Origin of the sequence: Paenibacillus sp. ICGEB2008, assembly GCF_000307675.1 — a bacterium.
GTDB classification, from domain to species: Bacteria; Bacillota; Bacilli; order Paenibacillales; family Paenibacillaceae; genus Paenibacillus; species Paenibacillus polymyxa.
In genome coordinates this window covers 112,764-134,668 of the sequence record NZ_AMQU01000001.1, presented here as the reverse complement: position 1 = coordinate 134,668, position 21,905 = coordinate 112,764, and the positions used below count along the sequence as shown (strand labels likewise).

Genomic DNA, 21,905 nt, shown 5'->3' with positions numbered 1-21,905 from the left:
TGAATGTGGCTCGCGATTTAAGCCGCAATCCGCTGTTCGATACGATGTTTGCTTTGCAGAATACAGAGAATTTGGAAATCCAGCTTCCCGGACTCCATTTGTCGACGTATGCCAGCGAAGAAATTGTTTCTAAATTCGATCTCAGCTTGGACGTCACAGAGATCGAGGAAGGCTTGGAATATCTGTTTGAATACGCCACTGCTCTTTATAAAACCGAAACAGTGGAAAAATTGGCCGCTCACTACTTGCAGCTGCTTGAATCCATTCTCCGCAACCCGTCGGCGACGATTGCCGAGTTGGGCATTTTGACACCGGTGGAAAAAGAGCAAATTCTCGGCGCGTTTAACCCGGCGCAGCCGGAAGCGGCTCCTGCGGCCGCGTTCCACCAGCTGTTTGAGGAACAGGCGAAGCGCACGCCGGAAGCGGCGGCCGTCGTGTATGAGAATGATCAGCTGACGTATGCGGAGCTGAACGAGCGGGCGAACAGTTTGGCGGCTACGCTGCGCACAAGCGGCATCGGCCGGGATACGATCGTCGGCATTCTCGCCGAGCGTTCGGTGGACTTGCTGGTGGCCGTGCTGGCCGTCTGGAAAGCGGGCGGGGCGTATGTGCCGCTCGACCCGGATTACCCGGCGGAGCGCGTGCGGTTCATGCTCGAAGACAGCGGAGCGAAGGTGCTGCTGACGCAAACGGCGCTGCGAGAGCGTGCCGAGGCCTGGCTCGGCGAAGAGGAGCTGGCGCTGGCGGCGGTGCTGTACCTGGACGACGAAGCGTCGTACAGCGAGGAGCGGGCGAATGCGCCGCTGGAAGCGGATGATCACTTGCACGAATGCCGTCCGGAGGACCTGGCGTACGTGATCTACACGTCGGGAACGACGGGCAAGCCAAAGGGAGTGATGATCGAGCACCGCAGCCTGGTGAACACGGCGGCGGGCTACCGGCGGGAATACCAGTTGAATCAGTTCCCGGTGCGGCTGCTGCAGCTCGCAAGCTTCTCGTTTGACGTGTTCGTGGGAGATATCGCGCGGACGCTGTACAACGGAGGCACGATGGTGATTGTGCCGAAGGACGACCGGATCGATCCGTCTCGTCTGCACTACTGGATCAGCCAGCAGCAAGTGACGATCTTCGAATCGACGCCAGCGCTGATCGTGCCGTTCCTGGAGTACGTGCACGAGCATCAACTGGATATGAGCGGGATGGAGCTGTTGATCACGAGCTCGGACAGCTGCAGCGTGGCGGATTACCGGACCTTGCAGGAACGCTTCGGCTCGTTGTTCCGGATCATCAACGCATACGGCGTGACGGAAGCGGCGATCGACTCCAGCTTCTACGACGAGGAGCTGGCGAAGCTGCCGCAGACAGGCAATGTGCCGATCGGCAAAGCGTGGCTGAACGCCAAGTTCTACATCGTGGACGCGCACCTGAATCCGGTGCCGGTCGGGGTGCTGGGCGAGCTGGTCATCGGCGGAGTCGGAGTGGCGCGCGGGTACTTGAACCGTCCGGAGCTGACGGAAGAGAAGTTCGTAGACAGCCCGTTCGCCGCGGGCGAGCGGTTGTACCGCACGGGAGACTTGGCCCGGTGGATGGAAGACGGGAACGTGGACTTCATCGGCCGGATCGACAACCAGGCGAAGATCCGGGGGTACCGGATTGAGACGGGGGAAGTCGAAGCGAAGCTGCTGAGTGTAGGTGGCGTGAAGGAAGCGGTCGTCGTCGTCAGGGAAGATCAAGAAGGTCAGAAAGCTTTGTGCGCTTATTATACAGCGGAAGAAGGCTTGACGGTGGCGGACCTGAAACGGGCGATCTCCAGCGAGCTGCCGGGGTACATGATCCCGTCGTACTTCGTCGAGCTGGAGCGCCTGCCTCTGACGCCGAACGGGAAAATCGACCGGAAGGCGCTGCCGGCGCCGGAAGGGGGAGCAAGCGCAGGCCGCGAATACGTGGCGCCGCGCACCGAACTGGAGGCGAAACTGGTCGCCATCTGGCAGGGCGTGCTCGGGCCGGTCACGATTGGCGTGACGGACAACTTCTTCGACCTCGGCGGGCACTCCCTGCGGGCGACGACGCTAGTCAGCAAGGTGCACAAGGAACTGAGTGTGGACCTGCCACTGCGCGATGTGTTCCGGCACTCGACCATCGAAGCGATGGCCGAGGCGATCAGCCAATTGGAGCGGCAAGAACACCTCTCCATTCCGGTTCTGGATAAGAGGGATTACTATCCGCTTTCCTCCGTGCAAAAACGGCTGTACATCCAGCAGCAGATGGAAGGCGCCGAGCTTAGCTACAACATGTCCGGCATGACGGTTCTCGTCGGGCGCTTGGAACGGAATCAATTCGAGGCGGCGCTCAATGGATTGATAGCTCGTCACGAAATTTTGCGAACCGGCTTCGAAATGGTCGACGGCGAACCGGTACAACGGATTTATCCGGACTTGAAGTTTGCCGTCGAGTATACGAAAGCGACGGAAAGTGAAACGAAGAGCATCGTAGACGGCTTTGTGCGCGTCTATGATTTGGAGCGGCCGCCGCTGCTGCGTGTGGGCTTAGTCGAATGGGAAGCGGAACGGCATCTACTCATGCTGGACATTCATCATATCGTCACGGATGGCATGTCGATGGGCATCTTCGTCGAAGAGCTGCTGCGCCTGTATAACGGTGAGACTCTGGAACCGCTTCGGATTCAATACAAGGAATTCGCCGCTTGGCAGCAGTCAGAACCTGTAAAAGAGCGGCTGAAACGTCAGGAAGCCTACTGGCTGGACGTGCTGGAAGGCGAACTGCCGACGCTTGAACTGCCTACGGACTTTGTCAGACCTGCCGCTCGCAGCTTTGAGGGAGATGTGCTGCCTTTCAGCATCGACAAGCAGATGACCGACAGCTTGCAGCGCATCGCCGATGAGAACGGTGCCACCCTTTATATGGTGTTATTGGCGGCCTATTCAATCCTGCTCAGCAAGTACTCGGGACAAGAAGACTTCATTGTAGGCATGCCGGTTTCGGGCCGCACACATGCCGACCTGGAGCCGCTCATCGGAATGTTTGTCAACACTTTGGCGATTCGCCATTATCCGTCCGGGGAGAAGGCGTTCCTCGCTTACTTGAACGAAGTCAAAGAAACGATGCTGGGGGCCTACGACCACCAGGATTATCCGTTCGAGGAGCTTGTGAAAAAGCTGCAGGCGCCGCGAGATCAAAGCCGCAATCCTGTATTCGATGTCATGTTTGCTTTGGAAACCAAGGAAGATAACGTTCAAAGCTTCGGGGATATCAAGATCGAATCTTATCCGGAAACTCATACGGTTTCCCAATTTGATCTTACCTTGGTCATTTCGTTGCTGGATGAGGGAATGAACGGGCAGTTTGAATATGCCACCAAGTTGTTTACGCGCAATCTGATCGACAATTTCGCTCAGGACCTGCTCGTAATCATCACCCAAATTTGCGAACAGCCTTCGGTGCTGTTGAAGGATATTTCCCTGAACGGGCAATCCGAACAGGAGCAAGATGTGCTAGAGGCCATTGATATTATTTTCTAATCCCTTACCCGGCTTGGGTGTATGCCGTATTTCTCTCGGCACGCATCCTGCCGGGTGTTTTTTTAAAAATGAAAAAGAAAAATCCACCACAGGAATCTGACGTCAAGTGCCACTGAGTAACTATTTCGATTTATTGGAAAATCGACAAAACACAACAGAAATCGTAGTTTACCTTTGGTATACTAAGAATCAAACCATTTAAACAGAGATAATTTCACCATAAAATCCGAATACCCGAAAAACGAAAAGAAGTAATTGCCGATCATTGCAGACGAGTCTAAAACGTGCGCCGCGGCTACTCGTTTACTACTACCTCATAGGGGAAAAGTTACGAAATACAATGGCCGAAATAGGCCGCAGGAAGGGCTGAGGGAGATAGCCGATGACGTTCCGAGTAAGGAATTTCAACAGGAATGCAAGGCTTGGAATCGATCTCACCGGCACAGTTATGCCGCAAGCATAATCAGGTGGATTAGGACCTGCTCCAGCAGGTTTTCGAGCGGCTGGCTATGCAGATTTTGTCTAGGCATGGCTGTTTGATAGCAGACCACAAAGCACTCCGGATTATCGACTCTGCCACCGTTGCTCTTTGCTTGCGGAGGTAGAAGTGGGCCGACTTTCGCAAGACCAAGGCTGGTATAAAGCTTCACCTCCGCCTTGCTTTTGCAGATGCTCATGAGGTCCTGCCAGAGAAGGCAACCATTACGACAGCCAAGAAAAATGACCGGACACAGATGGATGACCTTATCGAAGATGCCGGAATCACCCACGTGTTGACCGCGGTTACGTGGACAAAGCATTTGATCGTTATTGCTCGGACGAGATATACTTCTTGAACTCTCACGAACTACAGGGCGGTTAGTTCAAATATATGGACAATGGACTAAAGATAGACAGATTATTGGAGATTCTTTGAAAAAGAAATTTGATCATTTAAGCACGTTATATGCGACATTCAGTATATTGAGGAAATGGTTATGAAAATTATATTATCGTAATAGTACAAGTTTCCAACTTTCTTTTTATGGTAATTTGTGGTGGTTTCAGACTTTTTATTTTTCGTGTTTATCGCCTGACATTCACTTGCTCAGTTACATTATAGTTGGTTCCTTAGTTCCAGAAACCGGTTGTCCTAGTTTAGGATGACCGTTTTTTTTTAGTTCTGTTCAAATACAATAAAGTTGTGCACTAAAACAGTGACTGATAATAACCCTTGTAGGGACGTTATATAGAGGTTAAAAGGTATACGAGCGCTAAATGGTAAGTAGAGCCCATTACGTGCAAAGTATTTGGCACATCTTCTATTAACAACGCTCTACTTCTATTTTTTATTGTACGCGATTTGTCATAATGAGCATTGGTAGTACAAAAATATGGTAATACTTCGTACCCTCCTTGTTGAACATCGGTTCTCGGCAATAACTGTGTATTACGCTTTGGTATCCTGAATCACTTTACTGATAAAGTTGTTTGGGCCAATACCGATTGATGCGATAATTCCTGTTCTCGACAGAATTGTGCTTCATATTTACAGCTGCATTCCCTGTTTTAGCATAAAAGCACGTTCAATAGAATTAAGATAAACAAACATTTCGTTCATTCTGTTGTCAAATCAATGTTTATGAAATGTCTACTCAAATAAAGTTTATGTGATCTGATTCTCTATCTTAGTCATTTAGAGCTACTTTTTTTACACCTCCACGATAACACGAAAGAAGATACATGAAATTTTGACTCAACTTGCATTTAAATATTTTGTAGACCGTCTACCAATCACAGTGTTGCGTGCAGGTGCGGTATATGGACCATATAGCTCTTTCCCTTACGAGTTATTCTTCGTCAAACGTAACCTGGATGGGCGACGGAAGCGAGTGCTTGATTTTGGTGGTGAGGGTCTGTTCCATCGGGTGAGCGTTAGTACTCTTGCAGAACTGATCCGGCTGGCGGCAAAGCGACCGGGTTCCAGGGTGCTCAATGCCTGTGATCCTGAGGTGCCAACCGTAGCTGAGATTGGAATGGCCATCGACGCCATCATGGATGTTGAAGCACCAGAGACTATCTTAATTGATGGGCCATCGACGGAGTCATACGTGGGCAAGACCTCTTGGATGATTGAACATCCGGTGATCTGCGATATGGTTGCTGCTGAAAAGGAATTAGGTTATCGCCCAGTGGAGAATTACGATAAAAGACTGCAAGAGATGGTAGAGTGGTTAGTAGAACAATTAGCTCGACACGACTGGCAGGAAGCCTTTCCACTATTAGTTCAAACGTATCAGCATCTCTTCGACTATGTTGCTGAAGATGCATGGTTTACTAAAGCGTTGAAATGATATCGCAACTTTAAATAGATCAAACTGTAATTGCTAGAATAATGATTTTTACTAATTGATAGTTTTCGAAAGAACTACGACTCCATTTAATATAAAAATAGAAAGGTGTGAAACGTGTGAAGTATAGAAAATTAGGTAAAAGTGATTTGGAAGTATCGGCTCTTGGATTTGGTTGCTTGGGAATGTCAGAATTTTATAGCGGATGCGATGATAATGAATCGATCCGTACAATACACAGAGCGATTGAACTTGGCATAAATATGCTGGATACAGCAGATATGTACGGTCTCGGGAAAAATGAATAACTTCTTGCAAAAGCATTGAAAGGGCGACGTAGTGAAGGGATCCTGTCCACCAAATTTGGGAATGTACGCAGTGAAGGTGGTAAATTTGTAGGTTTAAACGGTCGGGCCGACTATGTAAAAGAAGCATGCGCTGCCAGCCTTCATCATTTAGGTACCGACTATATCGATTTGTACTACGTGCATCGGGTAGATCCTAATACTCCGATTGAAGAAACAGTTGGCGCAATGTCTGAATTGGTACGTGAGGGTAAAGTGCGATATATTGGATTATCTGAAGCGACCGAAGAAGAAATTCGGCGGGCACAGGCGATACATCCGATTACAGCTTTGCAGTCGGAATACTCTCTTTGGTCTCGCGATGTAGAAGATGGTATTTTGGCGTTGTGTCGCGAACTTGAGATTGGTTTTGGCGCTTTTAGTCCATTGGGATACGGATTTCTAACAGGTCAAATTCAAAAACTAGAAGACTTGGCTGAAGACGATGTAAGATGACTTTCTCCTCGGTTCCAGGGAGATAATTTCAATAAAAATTTGGATCTTGTGCATCGTGTAAAAGAAATAGCAACAGAGAAAGATATTACGCCATCCCAGTTGGCATTGGCCCTGGTTGACGGCACAGAGAGATGACATCTTCTCGATTCCTGGAACCAAGCGTAGAAAATACTTGGAGGAGAATGTTGGCGCGGTTGACGTTGTCCTGACACCAGCAGATTTGAAGCGTATTGATGAAGTTGCTCCTAAAGGGATTGCTTTTGGAGCTGGTCATTTAAGTATGGATGATGTTGATCTGTAAAGGATATCGATGTTGCAATAATTTTAGTTTATAAGAATACGCCAAGTGCAATTAAACATGTTCCCATTTGAATATCCATCCGCTTTTTCATGCTTTTTAGTGATTATGAACTGGAGCTTCTATCTGTAGGTAAGTTCAACTGAAATATAAATGTGTTATTGGTGTGATTGAGCGTTAAGGTGCCTTGATGTAACTCAACAATATTCCTTGCTATGGAAAGTCCTAGCCCTGCTCCTGTTTGGATACCTTCGCTGCTTCTTGAGTGGTCAACTTTATAAAAACGGTCAAACAGCTTCTCTTTTTGATCTTGCGTGAGAGGAATTCCTTCATTTTCGACCTCAATCGTAATTTGCTCAGGAGTTGCTTGTAGTCGAATGCAAATGCGTCCCGGCTTTAAGGAATATTTTAAGGCGTTCATGAGAAGATTATCGATTGCTCTGGCCATTTTATCGCTGTCAACGGAGGTAATGATCGAGGAGTCACCGATATCCTTTACGATATATACACCGTTTTCTTGAGCAATGGGTTCGAACTCGAACAACAATTGATCCAAAAGTTGAAATAAATTGATCCTTCTCAGATTTAAATGGGTATCGACCGAAGTGAGCCGTGTATATTCAAACAAGTCATCCAGCAACTTCTTCAAATGAATCGCTTTGTTATAGGTGTTCTGAACAAAGCGCGTATATTCATCTTTATCTTGATATGAGTCTGTTCTTAAAAGCTCGATATAGCCGATAATGCTGGTCAGAGGCGTACGCAAGTCATGTGAAATACCAGTGATCAGCTCCATCTTGGATTTTTCTATTTCACGTTCTTTTACAATCTGCTGCTCTAAACGTTCGGTCATTCGATTGATGTTGTGCGCGACCCGTCCAAGTTCATCTTGCCGAACCACAGGTACCCGATAATGTAAATTGCCTTCAGAAATAAATTGAAGCCCTTGCTCCAATGTAATTAAGTCTCTAACGATTCGTCGTGTCAAAACTAAAAAAGTAAAGATAAACGTAACCATAAACAAGGGGGTAAGAAGATAAGGAAAAAAATTGCGAAACCAATGCCATTCCATGACATTGCTAATTTTCAGGAAAAGTAAAATGAGAATATCATTTATAGCAATAGCGATAATGAGACTCAGCACCATCCTGATTAAAATGTTGACCTGGATGCGTTTTTTTTCGTTTTGGCTTTTGTATATGTTCATTCAATTTTGTAGCCAACTCCCCACACCGTTTTAATATATTGTGGATTTCTTGGGAATTGCTCTAATTTTTCTCGTAAATTACGAATATGAACCATCACCGTATTGTCAGAGAACCCGTATGGCGCTTTCCATACATTTTCGTAAATGTGCTCTGAACTAAAAACCTGTCCAGGGTGGCTGGCAAGCAAGATCAGGATAGAAAACTCTAGAGGAGTCAGCGAAATTTCATTCCCCTTTAACTTTACCGAATGTTTACTCTTATCAATCACCAGGTCCTTAATAAGGATAAGCGAATTAAATTCTTCTTTTCCTATTAATGACTGACGCCGTAGCTGCGCTTTTACGCGAGCAAGCAATTCTAACGGATTAAACGGTTTGATCATGTAGTCATCGGCCCCGGTAGTCAGCCCATTGATTTTATCAATATCTTCTTCTTTGGCTGATAGCATGATAATCGGAATATTCGAGATTTCCCTTATTTTAAGACATGCTTTGATCCCGTCCATTCGTGGCATCATGACATCTAGGATAACCAGATGAATTGATGTTTTCTTTATAGCATTCAGAGCTTCCTCCCCGTCAGCCGCTTCAATCACCTGGTATCCTTCATTGCGTAGATATACATGAATGACATCTCGAATTTCGGAGTCATCATCCACAACAAGGATTGTATTCATTACTGACTGCTCCTTTTTTAAAAATTGGTAGATTTAAGAGATTTAAGGTGCCATATTAAATTGTTATCCATAATTAGCCCACGTTCATTCCACCGTTTACATCGTTTCCCTTTTACGACAAACGTAAACGAAAGCAGGAGGGATATTGAGAGGCACCCAATCAATTTTTTCGATGATAAATTTTTCGGAAAGCTGCTTTTTCATTTGAAGTGAATATTGAAAGGCGATAAATAGGCCTCCAGGTTTGAGAGCTTTATAAATCTGTTCAACCAAAGTATCTCTCAATTCACGCTCAAAATTAAAAAAAGGTAGCCCGCTAAAAATACAATCCAACTGTTGAATGTTCTCTTGCTTCATTGCGTCTACTAAACGTGCAGCGTTCGGATGACAGGAGAAGTCTGGATATTCTGTCTGTAAATTATTCCTCATCGTCTCATCCATCTCAAATAATAACACTTTTGTTGCCTCACTTACCTGGGTATTGATACAACGTGTGATGGCACCAGTACCCGAACCGAGCTCTGCGACTGCCCTAACCTCGTTCCAAGGCGCTTGTTTAACCATTTTGGTCGCCAGAAACCGGGAGCTTGGTATAACACTTCCCACATTTTTTGGACTGTGAATAAAGCTTCGCAAAAATAAAAGATTTTCATTGAGTTTCAACCGATTATCCTCCATTACGGTTTATATACACAAATCATATTGAAAAAAACTAAGGAATTTATGAGTATATTTCTAAAGAAAATCTAAAGAATTCATCTATGGAAGGCTTAAAGTCTATGTCATCCAACCCAAAAAGCCTTACCAATCAAGTTGGTAAGGCTTTTTTATAAGAAGAAACAGTTAATTACTTTAGAATTTCTTTAGAAATATCCCTATAATCTCCTAAGATTTTTATACTAATATACTCTCATCGACATAACGAGGAGGTTAGAACATGATTAGCGATATTGTCTTACAGCTAGTCGATCATTATGGATATTTGTTTTTTTTCCTAGCCTTCTGCCTAGGCCCATTTGGGATTCCGGTTCCTAATGAGTTAACTATACTAACAGGTAGAATTTTGAGTAACAACGGAGTTTTAAACCCGTGGATTGTATATATGGTTATTCTCGCTGGTTTGTTTGTAGCAATTACATTTGCTTATTTTGCAGGCAGAATTTTTGGAGAGAAATTCAAACCAAAGTTTCAAAACAACCGTCATTTCTTGAAAGCAGAGAAACTTTTTGAACAACACGGAGATATTGCAATGTGTCTTGGAATGTTAATTCCAGTCGTTCGGTATATTCTGCCTGTGTTTGTTGGTCTCAACGGTGTCTCGTACAAGAAGTTTGCTTTGATTTCGTATTTGAGCGCGTTTGCTTGGACCACTACATTCTTTGCTTTTGGCAAATTCTTTGGACATCATATATTAAATTTGCTAGATACAATCGATCCTAAATTAGCCGTGGCTGCCCTAATAATAGCCGTTGGCACTTTTATCATAACGAAGTGGTTCAAGTTGATCTTTACTGCATGAGACGATAAATGAAATAAATAAGACAACATGGTTTGATTTTTTGAAACGTTATAAGGAGAACTGTAACCAATGAAAAAAGTAAAGAAAGAAAAAATATTGATTCTTACCGGAAATTATGGAAATGGTCATAATCAAGTAGCCCAAGCACTGCAAGATGCAGTGCAGATTCGGTTTCCTCATATGGAACCTGTCGTTATTGATTTTATGGAATGGATTCATCCCTATGTGAATCATTGGAGTCGATTGCTTTATCTGCAAGCCGTCAAAACATTTCCCCAAGTGTATGGATATCTATATCAGAAAACACGGAAGCCAAACGCTCTATCCCATATCGTAAAAATCGTCTTCTCTACTGGAATCGGACGAATGATGAAATTAATTGGTAAAGTACAACCCACTATAGTAATAAGTACATTTCCTTTGGCCGCAGGCGTGATGTCGAAGCTAAAATCATATGGATTAATCGATATTCCTACTGTTACTACGATTACCGATCACACCGATCATAGCTCATGGATCTATCCCTATACCGATCAATATATCGTAGGCTCCAAAATTGTTCGTGATTCTTTGATTCAGTTAGGTGTTGAAGAGACGCAGATTTCGGATACAGGAATTCCTATTCGGCCGCAATTTTCTAAGTCCATGGAAAGAGTGAAAACGGCAAAGAAGCATGGTTTAGATCCTTATATGCCTACTGTGCTTGTGATGGGAGGAGGTTGCGGCATGATTGGCGATGGGAGCTCTACGATTCAGGAATTTGATCAATTGCCTCAACCTGTACAATTCATCATTGTTTGTGGGCATAATGAAAAGCTTCGAATTAAATTGAGTGAGAAGCTGAAAGGTTCCAAACATCGCATCCATTTAACAGGTTATATTCATTATGTTCATGAATTAATGGCCGTATCTGACATTATGATTACTAAGCCAGGAGGAGTTACGACTTTTGAGGCGATTGCTATGGAACTGCCGATGCTACTTTGTAAGCCAATTCCTGGTCAAGAACAGGATAATGCCGATTTTTTAGTTCGCTCCGGTGTAGCCATTCATGCAGAGACATCTCGGGATTTAACAAAGCGGCTATCGAAATTGCTAAATGATGCAAAACTTCTTCAGGAAATGAAGACAAATACTAAACGGTTCCATCCTAAAGAGTCCGCGTTTGCGTCATTAGAAGTTATTTTTGGAATTGTGAAAATGAACAATAGAGTCAATGGAATAAATATATGCTCCTAAAGAAAGACAAGCATTGATTCATTACTGTTAAAAAGGAGCAGGATTATGGAGCAGACATTCATAATTATCATCAGTGGATTACTCATCTACACGATTATTCCAACCCTTATGGTTCGACTATTTGGAATCGGGGTTTATAAAAGAGGAACGAGCAAGCAGCCCATTGCTTTGACCTTTGATGACGGTCCAGACCCAGAATATACGCCTCTTTTGCTTGATTTATTAAAGAAGCACAACATCAAGGTAACCTTTTTTGTCCTTGGTCGAAAAGCAGAGCAATATCCCGATCTAATCCAACGAATGCACAGTGAGGGACATCTTGTTGGAATTCACAATTACGTGCGTTGGTCCAATGCCTTGATGAGTCCAAAGAAGGTTCGAGAGCAGGTAAACAAAACGGCCAACGTCATTGATCGTATTATTGGGAAAAGAACCTTTTACTATCGGCCCCCATGGGGAGTTATCAACCTGTTTGACTTTTTTTTGATGAGGAAATTTCGTATGATTCTTTGGTCTGTTATTGTAGGTGATTGGAAAAGCTCTGGCGGCAAGCAAAAAATTAAGCAAAGGCTGCTGTCCAAGTTAAAGGGGGGAGCTGTCATTGTTCTTCATGATAGTGGACAGACGTTCGGAGCAGACAGGGAGGCACCTGCATATATGTTGGAGGCACTAAATGAATTTATCACTGAAGCATTATATACAGGGTATTCCTTTCATAGAGTAGATGCTGATCGTTAAACGGGCTAAGTACATGAGTTCGAGAAAAATTGAATCGAAAGGTTCTAAAATAAAACTTAAGCCAGGAACATATTTTGTTCGGGCTTAAGTTTTTTTACTTAGGTCTTTGATGAGGACCATAGGGGTGTCAGACATTTTCCATATTTTAATACAGGCCTGGATACTATCCGTTCGTAGCATCTTAATATCTAGGATGACCAGTTCGAAAGAGATTGATTTTACTAGATTTAGCGCTTCCAGACCATCTGCAACTTTTATGACAAAGTATCCCTCATTGCGCAAATATGCATGAAAAACGTCTTGAATCTCTGAATCGTCAGCTACAACAAGTATTGTATCCATTACATGGCACCTCTTTTTTGCGACAGATATATACAAAAGCAGGAGGGAAATTGAAGGGCACGAACTCAATTTTTTCAATAGTTAAGTCTTCGGCAAATCTTTTTTTCATTTGTAACGAGTACTGAAAAGCAACAAAAATTCCTCCAGGTTTTAGTGCATTCATAATCTGATTAAGTAAAGTTTCTCGCATTTCACTCGTGAAATTAGAAAATGATAATCCGCTAATAATGCAGTCCAGCTGGCCGATGTCATCGTGATTTAATTTTTTAACTAATTGGCAAGCATTAGAATGGCACACGAAATCCGGGTATTCTGCCTTCAGATTTTCTCTCATTTTCTTATCTCTTTCGAACAATAACACTTTTGTTGATCCAGTTAATTGTGTCTTCATGCAACGTGTGATAGCACCTGTACCTGACCCAAGCTCTGCAACTGTCTTTACCTCATCCCAGGGTACAGACTCAACTACTTTAGCTGCCAAAAATCGAGAGCTAGGTATAAGGCTTCCCACTCGTTGTGGATTTGTGAGGAAACCTTGCAAAAAAAGTAGATATTCATTGAAATTCATTTGTTTCTTCTCCATGATTTATTTTCTCCCTATTTTTTTCGTTTCGATATAAAAATAGTAACGAAAAAATCTAAGGATTTTACGAGGATATATCTAAAGAAAATCTGAAGAAAGAAACCCTGGTATACGCTCGACGGGCTCTATAAAACTTAAGGAAATCTAAACATAATAGAGTTTAATGTTTAATTTGTCGAGTTTTTATGTAGACGCTATCATTATATAATTTTACTTAGAAAGGAGGTGAAAGTAAGAAAACACGGAATATGGTACACATAAGCGATGTACTGCAACAGAGAATCGACTGAAAAGCAGGTGTAGAATGCAAATATAAAAATTTCAGGAGGTAAAGTATGTTTAAGTTTAGTAAGAAAATGTTAACAGTAGTTCTTGCAGCTTCCATGAGTTTTGGGGTGTTTGCAACAACCTCAAGTGCAGCGACAGACTATTGGCAAAATTGGACCGATGGCGGTGGGACGGTCAATGCTGTTAATGGATCAGGCGGTAATTACAGCGTAACATGGAAGGATACCGGGAATTTTGTTGTCGGTAAAGGCTGGACTACTGGATCGCCCAACAGAACGATTAACTACAATGCCGGTGTCTGGGCGCCGTCTGGTAATGGATATTTGGCTCTCTACGGGTGGACGAGAAACTCACTTATCGAATACTACGTCGTGGATAGCTGGGGAACTTATCGACCTACCGGAACGTATAAAGGTACGGTGACCAGTGATGGAGGCACATATGACATCTACACAACAATGCGATACGACGCCCCTTCCATTGAAGGCCAAAAAACGACGTTTATTCAGTACTGGAGTGTTCGACAGACGAAGAGACCGACCGGGGGCAACTCCACGATCACTTTCAGCAACCACGTGAACGCATGGGCGAGCAAAGGAATGCATCTGGGGAACAACTGGTCTTACCAAGTGTTAGCAACAGAAGGATATCAGAGTAGTGGAAGCTCTAACGTAACGGTGTGGTAACCACTCAACTGCAAACGGTTCAACGAACGGGAGCGATTGGCATTTCATCACGGGGAAAGCAGGATGAGGGCACATAACCGTATTACAACATAAACAAGGTAATAACGCCGGAGACAAATACTTATCTGGAAACTGGAACTGGGCTATCATAGAGAGCAACAATAATAAAACAAAATCGATCGGTACACGAAAACCCAACGAGTTAGGAATTTGCGATATGTCTGGCAATGTAAAGGAATGGTGTTGGGATTGTTACGGAGACTAAAGGGATACGGTAGTTAATGAAACAGCGACAGTTGAGGACGAGTTCTCAACTGTCGCTGTTTTCATGTCTGAGAAGCACATAATACCTAAGGTTGTCGAAAAGATGAGGAGGGGGTATAGTTTATATGTATGTATTTTGCTCGGAAAGAGGTTCATATGGCAACAATTCATGATGTGGCGTTAAAAGCGGGCGTGTCGGTCACTACAGTATCCCGTGTAATGAATAACCGGGGCTATATCAGCGAAGCTACACGCAAAAAAGTGTTCGATGCAATGGAAGAGCTTAATTATCAACCAAATGAAATAGCACGATCCCTGCTACGCAAGCAGTCCAATATCATCGGTCTTATTATTCCCAATGTCTCGCATCCTTTCTTTAGTGAGCTTGCTAACCAGGTGGAGTATTATGCCTATCAGCAGGGGTGCAAGGTTCTACTCTGCAATTCGCATATGGACCCTGTGAAGGAAAAAGTGTATATCGATATGTTAAAACGAAACCGGGTAGACGGCATCATTATGGGCAGCCATACCTTGGAAGTAGAAGAGTACCGACATTTGAATTCACCAATTGTGACATTTGACAGACAGATTGATCCACAAATCCCGTACATATCTTCGGACAATTATCGCGGAGGTGAGCTGGCTACGGAACTGCTCATTCGCAAAGGGTGCCGGAAAATTGCGCATATATGTGGAAATCTGGAGCTGAACATGCTGTCCAATGAGCGGACCACAGCTTTCCGGGATGTCGTGAACAGGAATAGTGTCGAGCATGTAATCGTTCAAACAGACCTGAATGTGTTCGACCAAAAGGAGTACGAGCGATTGATTTCCAAACTCGTTCATGAACATCCAGATGTGGATGGGGTGTTTGCAACAAGCGATATTATTGCAGCCTTTGCGCTGAAAGAATATATCCGCGCCGGACGGCATGTACCGGAGAATGTGCGTATTGTAGGCTTCGATGACGTGAGCGCTGCTTCCTGGCTGACGCCTGAACTTACATCGGTAAGACAGCCAATTGCAGAGATCGGCAGGTTGGCGGTCGAGCTGATTCGTAGACAGGCAGAGGGAGAGCAGGTACAGCCTGTTAATCGGCTGCCTGTTGAACTGATTGAGCGTGCAACGACCTGAATGAAATCTGTTCCTCTAACAAGGGGAACAGATTTTTTTTTAGAGAATGTTAAAGGTTTAACATGTCAAACGATTGACATAGAATGATTCTTTGACATATAATCCGTTTGTAAGCGTTTTATTTAAGCGTTCAGAGCCATTACAGAAATAGGGGGATGACAACAGTGAGGAAATTCAAAAGAGTTCAATGGATGGTAATGCTGCTTCTTTTGGTTATGGTGGTGTCTGCATGCGGCAGCTCCGGAGGAGAAGGCAATTCAGCTTCTGGAGGGGGATCAGCGGATTCAGGAAATGTGAAAATTACACTTTTGAACTCTAAGGGTGAAATCCTTTCACAACTGGAGGATGCCGCCAAGGCGTTCCAGAAAGACAATCCCGGCATTACTGTTGAAATCCAGCCGGTTCCGGCCGGTGGATCGCCTTTTGAGCGTGCCTCTGCATTGTATGCATCCGGAAACCCGCCGACCATGATCATGCTTGATACAGGTGATGTGGAGAAATTCAAGGATCGTATCCTCGATCTAAGCGGAGAAAAGTGGAATGCGGACACTGTTGAAAACGCTACCACAACGACGACGTTTGACGGTAAAAATTACGCGTTTCCGCTGGCTGTTGAAGGCTACGGATTCATCTATAACAAAGCGGTTGTTGATAAAGCGGTAGGCGGAAGCTTTGACCCCACCACAATTAAAACCCGAAATGATCTTGAAAAGCTGTTTCAGCAAATCGAGGCATCTGGGAAGAAAGCATTGGTGATTTCACCAATGGATTGGTCCCTAGGCGCTCATTATTTGCCACTTGCTTATGCAGGCCAGAACAAAGACATGGCTGAAGTGGACAAATTTATGGCATCACTGAAAGCGGGCCAGGCTAACTTGGCTACCAATCCAGTATTTAACGGACTTATGGATACATTCGACGTCATGATGAAATACAATATCGATCAGGCTTCCCCACTGGCAGGCGCTTATGAGCGTGGACCAGAACTGCTTGGTAAAGGCGAAGTTGGTATTTGGTTCATGGGCAACTGGGCATGGCCGCAAATCAGCGGTTTTGATACGGCTAACAAAGAATATGGTTTCTTGCCTGTACCCATCAGCAACAATGCTGATGACTACGGCAATCAGGAAATTTCATCCGCTGTTTCCAAGCGTATTGTCATTGACAAGGAGAAGAGTACGCCGGAGCAGCAAGAGGCAGCGAAGAAGTTCCTGAGCTGGATCGTCTATGATGCGAAAGGCCAGGATTTCCTCGTAAACAAAGCGAACATTATCCCAGCGTTCAAAAATATTACACTGCCTGCGGCCGATCCACTTGGCAAATCCATTCAGGATTATATTGCAAAAGGCAAGTCAGAGCAGTCGATGAGCTTGCTGCCGGCCGATCACTGGTCTAAGCTAGGATCTTCCATGCAAAAATATCTGGCGAAGCAGGGCGATCGCGCAACACTGGCTAAGGAAATCGAAAACTACTGGAAAAGCGTAAAATAAGGCTTATTTCAAATTACCCGGAAATAGAGAGAGAAATCCGAAACAAAGAGAGGGATCACCATGATTGCGGAAAAAGGAGTATGGAACCGGCTACGGTCACGGCTGCTGTTCACCGGACCAACCTTGTTTGCCTTCATAACGGTAATGATCATTCCATTTTTGTACGGCATTTATCTGACGTTCACAAATTGGGATGGTATTTCCACGACACTAACGCTGGTTGGCATCCAAAACTATCTGGCCGTTTTTCGGGATATTGAGTTTTGGAAATCGTTCGCCTTGACGCTCAAATATGTATTTTATACCGTTGTTCTTATCAATGTCATCGCTTTTATGCTGGCTTATGTTCTGACTAAAGGGTTAAAAGGACAGAGTATTTTCCGGGCAGGATTTTTCCTGCCCAACCTTGTCGGCGGCATTGTACTCGGTTTTATCTGGCAGTTCATCTTCAACAACGTGCTGGTCTATTTGGGGCAACATGCCGATATTCAGGCGCTCAGCACGACTTGGCTGGCTGATCCTGACAAAGCGTTCTGGACACTCGTGATTGTAACCGTGTGGCAGAACGCGGGTTACATGATGGTCATTTATATTGCAGGATTGACGGGTGTACCGAATGATATTATGGAGGCTGCAAGCATTGATGGGGCGAACAGCTGGACCAGACTGCGGAAAATGGTGCTGCCCTTGATGGTTCCTTCTTTCATCGTATGTATATTTTTGTCCCTGCAGCGTGGGTTTATGGTCTATGACGTCAACCTCGCGCTCACGAAAGGCGGACCGTTCAGTAGTACTCAAATGGTGTCGATGCATGTGTATGAAAAGGCATTCCTTTCCCGTGATTATGGTGTGGGACAGGCAGAAGCATTCGTACTGTTCCTGATGGTTGCTCTCATCACTCTGCTCCAGGTTTATTTTAGCAAGAAGTTGGAGGTGGAGGCGTAATGGCAAGCAAAAAAATCGCTTCCTCCATGATCAAATTCATTGTGCTGACGATCATACTCATATTGTTCATCGTACCGTTCGTCTTTCTGCTGATTAATTCGTTCAAGGATAATATAGACATCACTTCGAATCCGTTATCGCTACCAGAGAGCTTCAATATGGGCAACTATATGAATGCATTTGATAAAATGAATTATATCACTGCCTTCACTAACTCATTGGTCATAACGGTGTTAAGTGTCTTGTTTATCTCCCTGTTCGCGGCGATGACGGCTCATTATTTTGTCAGAAATAATACCAAGTTCAACCAATATACATTTATGCTGATGGTAGCTTCCATGATTATTCCATTCCAGGCCATCATGATTCCATTGGTGAAAATTTACGGCTCACTTGATCTGCTGAACAGCAAATGGTCGCTGATTTACATGTATATCGGTTTTGGTAGCTCGCTGGCCGTCTTCATTTATCATGGATTTGTAAAGAGTATTCCGAAGGAACTGGAGGAAGCGGCGCTGATTGACGGCTGCACGCGGATTCAAACCTTCTTCCGAATCGTGTTTCCGGTATTGATGCCTACGACGGCCACTATTTCCATTCTCAATGTACTGTGGATATGGAATGATTTTCTGCTGCCATCGCTCATTCTGGTCGATCCCGAGCAAAGGACGCTTCCATTGTCCACATACAACTTTTATGGAACCTACACAGTGGATTATGGGCCATTGATGGCAAGTTTGGTACTCACGATATTTCCGATCATTATCATCTATTTGTTCGCCCAAAAATATATTATTCAGGGTGTTATGCAAGGTTCGATTAAATAACTGTAGGAGTAGGATGCCTTATCAAACATACTAGAGTGTATACGAGAGAAAATGCTGATCAATTTATTTCCCAATCCAAGCATATGCTTCGGCCGGATTATCGGCTGAACTATCATTTAATGGCTGAATTTGGCTGGATGAATGATCCGAACGGTTTCATTCAATATAACGGGCAGTATCACTTGTTCTATCAACATTATCCGTATAAATCGGTGTGGGGACCGATGCACTGGGGACACGCAGTCAGCCGCGATCTTATGAAGTGGGACTATCTACCGGTTGCTTTGGCTCCAGACAGTGAGTTCGACCAGGATGGCTGCTTCTCCGGCAGTGCGGTTGAGCAGGACGGGAAGCTTGTCCTGATGTATACCGGACATGTTGTAACCGGGCCCGACAAAGATAAGGATTACAAGCAGTCGCAGGGGATTGCAGTATCAGAAGACGGGGTAACCTTCGATAAGTGGGAGGGCAACCCGGTCATCGGTTATGACGCCATACCGGACAGGGTCAGCCGCAAAGATTTTCGTGATCCCAAGGTGTTCAGGCACGAAGATCATTACTACGTCGTGCTTGGATCTAATGATGCCCAAGGGAACGGGCTTGTACTGCTTTACCGATCTAAAGACTTGAGAAACTGGACGTATGTCAATGTGCTGGCTGTGAGTGACGGACGCTACGGCGATAATTGGGAGTGTCCGGATTTGTTCCCGCTCGGCGATCGGCACGTATTCATGCTATCTCCACAGCGCATGCCTGCTCAGGGAGAAGCATACCGTAATCTGCATTCCACCATGTACGGTATAGGTGATTTCAATGCGGAGGCTGGAACATTTACGGCAGAGCGGTATGCTCAGGTAGATCACGGATTCGATTTCTATGCCCCGCAGTCAACCTTGGATGATCAAGGGCGGCGTATTATCATCGGATGGATGGATATGTGGGAGTCGGAGATGCCGACCCAGCAGGGGCACCATTGGGCTGGGGCGATGAGTCTTCCGCGGGAAGCGGTGATCGACCACGACAGATTGCTGTTCCGTCCGCTTGAAGAGGTGGAGAATTACCGATCCAATCTGTTCGAGCAGCATGATATCTTACTGACAGGCGAGCATATTATGGAAACGTCCGGAGATAGCTACGAGCTGAAGGCGGTATTTGAGTTCGAGGCTGGCCATACGGAGGAATTCGGCTTGAAGCTGAGAGTGGGCGACGAAGAGGAGACGGTACTGTCGTATCGTCCCGATGACGGTCTGTTCCGTTTTAACCGTGAGCGTGCCGGTATCGGACCGGGCGGAGAGAGAAGAGTACCCTTGGGCTTACAAGAGGGACGTTTGGAGCTTCGGATTTTCGTCGATAAAAGCTCTGTGGAAATATTCATCGGTGACGGTGAATACGTCCTCACAGGAAGAGTGTATCCCGGAATGGAATCAACAGGTATTCGTGCATTTGCAAGCGGAAAATGTACGTTGGCCTCGTTCCAGAAATGGGATATTCTCACATAGAATCGCATGACAAACAGGAGCCTGACCGTTGATGGTCAGGTTCCTGTTTTTTGTGGCCATTTTGCTTGTGTAATTTTAGGCGCGCTTATTTTGCAGATAAGCATCAAGATAAGCATCAATTTTGGTGAGGGCTTCTTCTGTACCGCCGGATTGCTGGAAGCTTTCATTAATTTTTTGTACGCCCTCTTTATACGCTGCGTTTGACACGACCTCACGTACGGCATCTCTTAACGATTGTGCATTGATTTGATCTTTAGTTATTCGATAGCCAGCCTGAAGTTCAGTTAATCGCTGTGCGACCATGGGCTGATCTTTGTCCTGAGGCAGCACCACCAAGGGGACATTAAAGTGAATTCCTTCATTCACACTGTTCATTCCACCATGAGTAATAAAGACATCTGTATGACGTAATACCTCCAATTGAGGTACATAGGGTGAGATGATAAAGTGCTCAGGGGCAGGATTAATTTTCGTAAAGTTAGCTTTTTCGCCAGCCGCAATCACGACGATGCCTTCAAAATCGGAAAAAGCCTCAATGCAGGTGTTAAAAAAGTCCTCAGTATGGTCTAGAACAGTTCCCATCGAAATATACAAAACCTTTTTACCCTGTAGTCTGTCTAGCGGGAATGAATTTTCTCTTTTGCGCTCCGGGAAGCTGGGGCCAATAAAAAGATGCTCGTCCCCAAATTGTCCACCATTCGGTTGAAAATATCTGCTCGTATATACGACATTCAAAGCTCCTGAATTGTTCATAAATTGAACCAGCTCTTTGGGAGCAACACCGAACCTTTCTTTCATGAGATGCAGTGAAGATGTGACTTGTTCATCAGGCTGAAACGGTACTTTAGCGTCGGAGCGGAAGAGATTGGCAGCCATCAGATGATTTGAAATGAGAAAAGATGGGGATGAAGAAATGCCTGGAATATTCAAATAATCTCTTACTAATTCACCAGCTCCGAATCGATCATAGAACACCAAGTCAAATTGAATACGCTCGGACAGCTCCTGAGTGATGGCTAAGATGTCCATCGAAGTCTGGATATGAATATTCAAAAATGCGTTCAGTCCTGCCGGAGTGTTGGTATCAATGGAAGCAGTCCTGACCAGATCAGGATGCAGGTGAACCTTCGCTCCAACTGCTTCGAGTCTATTCTTGTATTTCTCAGTTGTAATGTAATGAACCTGGTCCCCTCGTGCTGCAAAGGCTTGTGTGATCCCAAGCGTGGGGTTTACATGTCCTTCTGCCGGAAAATTAACCATTAATACATTTAACATCCATCCTTACTCCTTTCCTTCTCTTTCATTTAAGATGCAGTTTTAACTGAATCTCTCAATCCATAATAACAATAATATTTATTTTTTCAAATGATATCCTTTCATAATTGCGTTTTAAAACAGTCAACATAATTCAAAAGAATAAGACAAGGACATGTTGGCATGAAATGTGTATAACAAATATTTACCTCGTGCATAGTAAAGACGAACCTATTTAGCGAGGGA

General features: G+C 44.7%; 18 protein-coding genes and 2 pseudogenes. 13 read left to right on the top strand and 7 right to left on the bottom strand.

The annotated features are described in order from the left end of the window. The coding region (locus C400_RS0100590) for a non-ribosomal peptide synthetase (RefSeq protein ID WP_026065334.1) at positions 1-3,539 on the top strand (3,539 nt) is incomplete at its 5' end. A gap of 446 nt (positions 3,540-3,985) precedes the next feature. On the opposite strand, the gene C400_RS0100585 is transcribed toward C400_RS0100590, so the two are convergent. Continuing rightward, positions 3,986-4,309: a hypothetical protein gene (locus C400_RS0100585; RefSeq protein WP_128574124.1), complete on the bottom strand. Its 324-nt coding sequence runs from the start codon at positions 4,307-4,309 to the stop codon at positions 3,986-3,988. 960 nt (positions 4,310-5,269) lie between these two features. Between C400_RS0100585 and C400_RS26075 the strand changes: the two genes are divergently transcribed. Then, positions 5,270-5,872 (top strand): NAD-dependent epimerase/dehydratase family protein, encoded by a 603-nt coding sequence (locus tag C400_RS26075; protein WP_017425619.1) that lies wholly within the window; start codon positions 5,270-5,272, stop codon positions 5,870-5,872. A gap of 116 nt (positions 5,873-5,988) precedes the next feature. Further along, positions 5,989-6,970 (top strand): annotated as a pseudogene (locus C400_RS0100575) (aldo/keto reductase). A gap of 103 nt (positions 6,971-7,073) precedes the next feature. On the opposite strand, the gene C400_RS0100570 reads toward C400_RS0100575, so the two are convergent. The 3 genes from C400_RS0100570 to C400_RS0100560 all read right to left on the bottom strand — a co-directional run bounded on the left by C400_RS0100570 (position 7,074) and on the right by C400_RS0100560 (position 9,514). Then, positions 7,074-8,039: a sensor histidine kinase gene (locus C400_RS0100570; protein ID WP_232795289.1), complete on the bottom strand. Its 966-nt coding sequence runs from the start codon at positions 8,037-8,039 to the stop codon at positions 7,074-7,076. 131 nt (positions 8,040-8,170) lie between these two features. Beyond that, complete coding sequence (locus C400_RS0100565; protein ID WP_017425615.1) at positions 8,171-8,851, bottom strand: response regulator transcription factor; 681 nt, start codon at positions 8,849-8,851, stop codon at positions 8,171-8,173. Between the two features lie 96 nt (positions 8,852-8,947). After that, entirely contained in the window at positions 8,948-9,514 is a 567-nt protein-coding gene (locus C400_RS0100560) for a class I SAM-dependent methyltransferase (RefSeq protein WP_016820432.1), read from the bottom strand. A 274-nt stretch (positions 9,515-9,788) separates the two neighbouring features. Between C400_RS0100560 and C400_RS0100555 the strand changes: the two genes are divergently transcribed. The 3 genes from C400_RS0100555 to C400_RS0100545 all read left to right on the top strand — a co-directional run bounded on the left by C400_RS0100555 (position 9,789) and on the right by C400_RS0100545 (position 12,347). Then, positions 9,789-10,370: a DedA family protein gene (locus C400_RS0100555; RefSeq protein ID WP_016820431.1), complete on the top strand. Its 582-nt coding sequence runs from the start codon at positions 9,789-9,791 to the stop codon at positions 10,368-10,370. A gap of 69 nt (positions 10,371-10,439) precedes the next feature. After that, positions 10,440-11,609, top strand: coding sequence for an MGDG synthase family glycosyltransferase (locus C400_RS0100550; RefSeq protein ID WP_016820430.1), 1,170 nt, complete (start codon positions 10,440-10,442; stop codon positions 11,607-11,609). A gap of 45 nt (positions 11,610-11,654) precedes the next feature. Further along, positions 11,655-12,347 carry a polysaccharide deacetylase family protein gene (locus C400_RS0100545; protein WP_017425614.1) on the top strand — a complete coding sequence of 231 codons (693 nt, stop codon included), beginning with the start codon at positions 11,655-11,657 and terminating at the stop codon, positions 12,345-12,347. 84 nt (positions 12,348-12,431) lie between these two features. Here the strand turns inward: C400_RS0100545 and C400_RS0100540 are convergent, their stop codons facing one another. Then, positions 12,432-12,689, bottom strand: coding sequence for a response regulator transcription factor (locus C400_RS0100540; protein ID WP_016820428.1), 258 nt, complete (start codon positions 12,687-12,689; stop codon positions 12,432-12,434). After that, positions 12,664-13,272: a class I SAM-dependent methyltransferase gene (locus C400_RS0100535; RefSeq protein WP_017425613.1), complete on the bottom strand. Its 609-nt coding sequence runs from the start codon at positions 13,270-13,272 to the stop codon at positions 12,664-12,666. The genes C400_RS0100540 and C400_RS0100535 overlap by 26 nt, the downstream gene beginning before the upstream one ends. 335 nt (positions 13,273-13,607) lie before the next feature. On the opposite strand from C400_RS0100535, the gene C400_RS0100530 reads away from it, so the two are divergent. From C400_RS0100530 to C400_RS0100505, 7 genes and pseudogenes are all read left to right on the top strand, one after another. Then, positions 13,608-14,246 (top strand): glycoside hydrolase family 11 protein, encoded by a 639-nt coding sequence (locus tag C400_RS0100530; RefSeq protein ID WP_017425612.1) that lies wholly within the window; start codon positions 13,608-13,610, stop codon positions 14,244-14,246. A 103-nt stretch (positions 14,247-14,349) separates the two neighbouring features. Further along, positions 14,350-14,508: pseudogene (locus C400_RS26495) on the top strand (SUMF1/EgtB/PvdO family nonheme iron enzyme); the annotation flags it as partial. A 131-nt stretch (positions 14,509-14,639) separates the two neighbouring features. Then, the gene (locus tag C400_RS0100525) at positions 14,640-15,644 is read left to right on the top strand and encodes a LacI family DNA-binding transcriptional regulator (RefSeq protein WP_017425611.1); all 1,005 of its coding nucleotides are present in this window, start codon (positions 14,640-14,642) and stop codon (positions 15,642-15,644) included. Between the two features lie 164 nt (positions 15,645-15,808). Beyond that, complete coding sequence (locus tag C400_RS0100520; RefSeq protein ID WP_017425610.1) at positions 15,809-17,134, top strand: ABC transporter substrate-binding protein; 1,326 nt, start codon at positions 15,809-15,811, stop codon at positions 17,132-17,134. A gap of 60 nt (positions 17,135-17,194) precedes the next feature. Continuing rightward, positions 17,195-18,079 (top strand): carbohydrate ABC transporter permease, encoded by an 885-nt coding sequence (locus C400_RS0100515; RefSeq protein ID WP_017425609.1) that lies wholly within the window; start codon positions 17,195-17,197, stop codon positions 18,077-18,079. Then, on the top strand, positions 18,079-18,906 hold the full coding sequence (locus tag C400_RS0100510) for a carbohydrate ABC transporter permease (RefSeq protein ID WP_017425608.1): 828 nt from the start codon (positions 18,079-18,081) through the stop codon (positions 18,904-18,906). Before C400_RS0100515 ends, C400_RS0100510 begins: the two co-directional genes overlap by 1 nt. A 35-nt stretch (positions 18,907-18,941) precedes the next feature. Further along, the gene (locus C400_RS0100505; RefSeq protein WP_017425607.1) at positions 18,942-20,405 is read left to right on the top strand and encodes a glycoside hydrolase family 32 protein; all 1,464 of its coding nucleotides are present in this window, start codon (positions 18,942-18,944) and stop codon (positions 20,403-20,405) included. 75 nt (positions 20,406-20,480) lie between these two features. Here C400_RS0100505 and C400_RS0100500 read toward each other — a convergent pair whose 3' ends face one another. Further along, positions 20,481-21,680, bottom strand: a complete 1,200-nt coding sequence (locus C400_RS0100500; RefSeq protein ID WP_017425606.1) for a macrolide family glycosyltransferase — start codon at positions 21,678-21,680, stop codon at positions 20,481-20,483. Positions 21,681-21,905: the final 225 nt, after the last annotated feature.

What these genes read in the sequence shown, in the direction of transcription:
- C400_RS0100570 (WP_232795289.1), bottom strand. Translation starts at nt 8,039, where the DNA reads ATGGAATGGCATTGGTTTCGCAATTTTTTTCCTTATCTTCTTACCCCC.
- C400_RS0100555 (WP_016820431.1), top strand. Translation starts at nt 9,789, where the DNA reads ATGATTAGCGATATTGTCTTACAGCTAGTCGATCATTATGGATATTTG.
- C400_RS0100510 (WP_017425608.1), top strand. Translation starts at nt 18,079, where the DNA reads ATGGCAAGCAAAAAAATCGCTTCCTCCATGATCAAATTCATTGTGCTG.
- C400_RS0100525 (WP_017425611.1), top strand. Translation starts at nt 14,640, where the DNA reads ATGTATTTTGCTCGGAAAGAGGTTCATATGGCAACAATTCATGATGTG.
- C400_RS0100550 (WP_016820430.1), top strand. Translation starts at nt 10,440, where the DNA reads ATGAAAAAAGTAAAGAAAGAAAAAATATTGATTCTTACCGGAAATTAT.
- C400_RS0100500 (WP_017425606.1), bottom strand. Translation starts at nt 21,680, where the DNA reads ATGTTAAATGTATTAATGGTTAATTTTCCGGCAGAAGGACATGTAAAC.
- C400_RS0100540 (WP_016820428.1), bottom strand. Translation starts at nt 12,689, where the DNA reads ATGGATACAATACTTGTTGTAGCTGACGATTCAGAGATTCAAGACGTT.
- C400_RS0100535 (WP_017425613.1), bottom strand. Translation starts at nt 13,272, where the DNA reads ATGGAGAAGAAACAAATGAATTTCAATGAATATCTACTTTTTTTGCAA.
- C400_RS0100530 (WP_017425612.1), top strand. Translation starts at nt 13,608, where the DNA reads ATGTTTAAGTTTAGTAAGAAAATGTTAACAGTAGTTCTTGCAGCTTCC.
- C400_RS0100565 (WP_017425615.1), bottom strand. Translation starts at nt 8,851, where the DNA reads ATGAATACAATCCTTGTTGTGGATGATGACTCCGAAATTCGAGATGTC.
- C400_RS0100515 (WP_017425609.1), top strand. Translation starts at nt 17,195, where the DNA reads ATGATTGCGGAAAAAGGAGTATGGAACCGGCTACGGTCACGGCTGCTG.
- C400_RS0100545 (WP_017425614.1), top strand. Translation starts at nt 11,655, where the DNA reads ATGGAGCAGACATTCATAATTATCATCAGTGGATTACTCATCTACACG.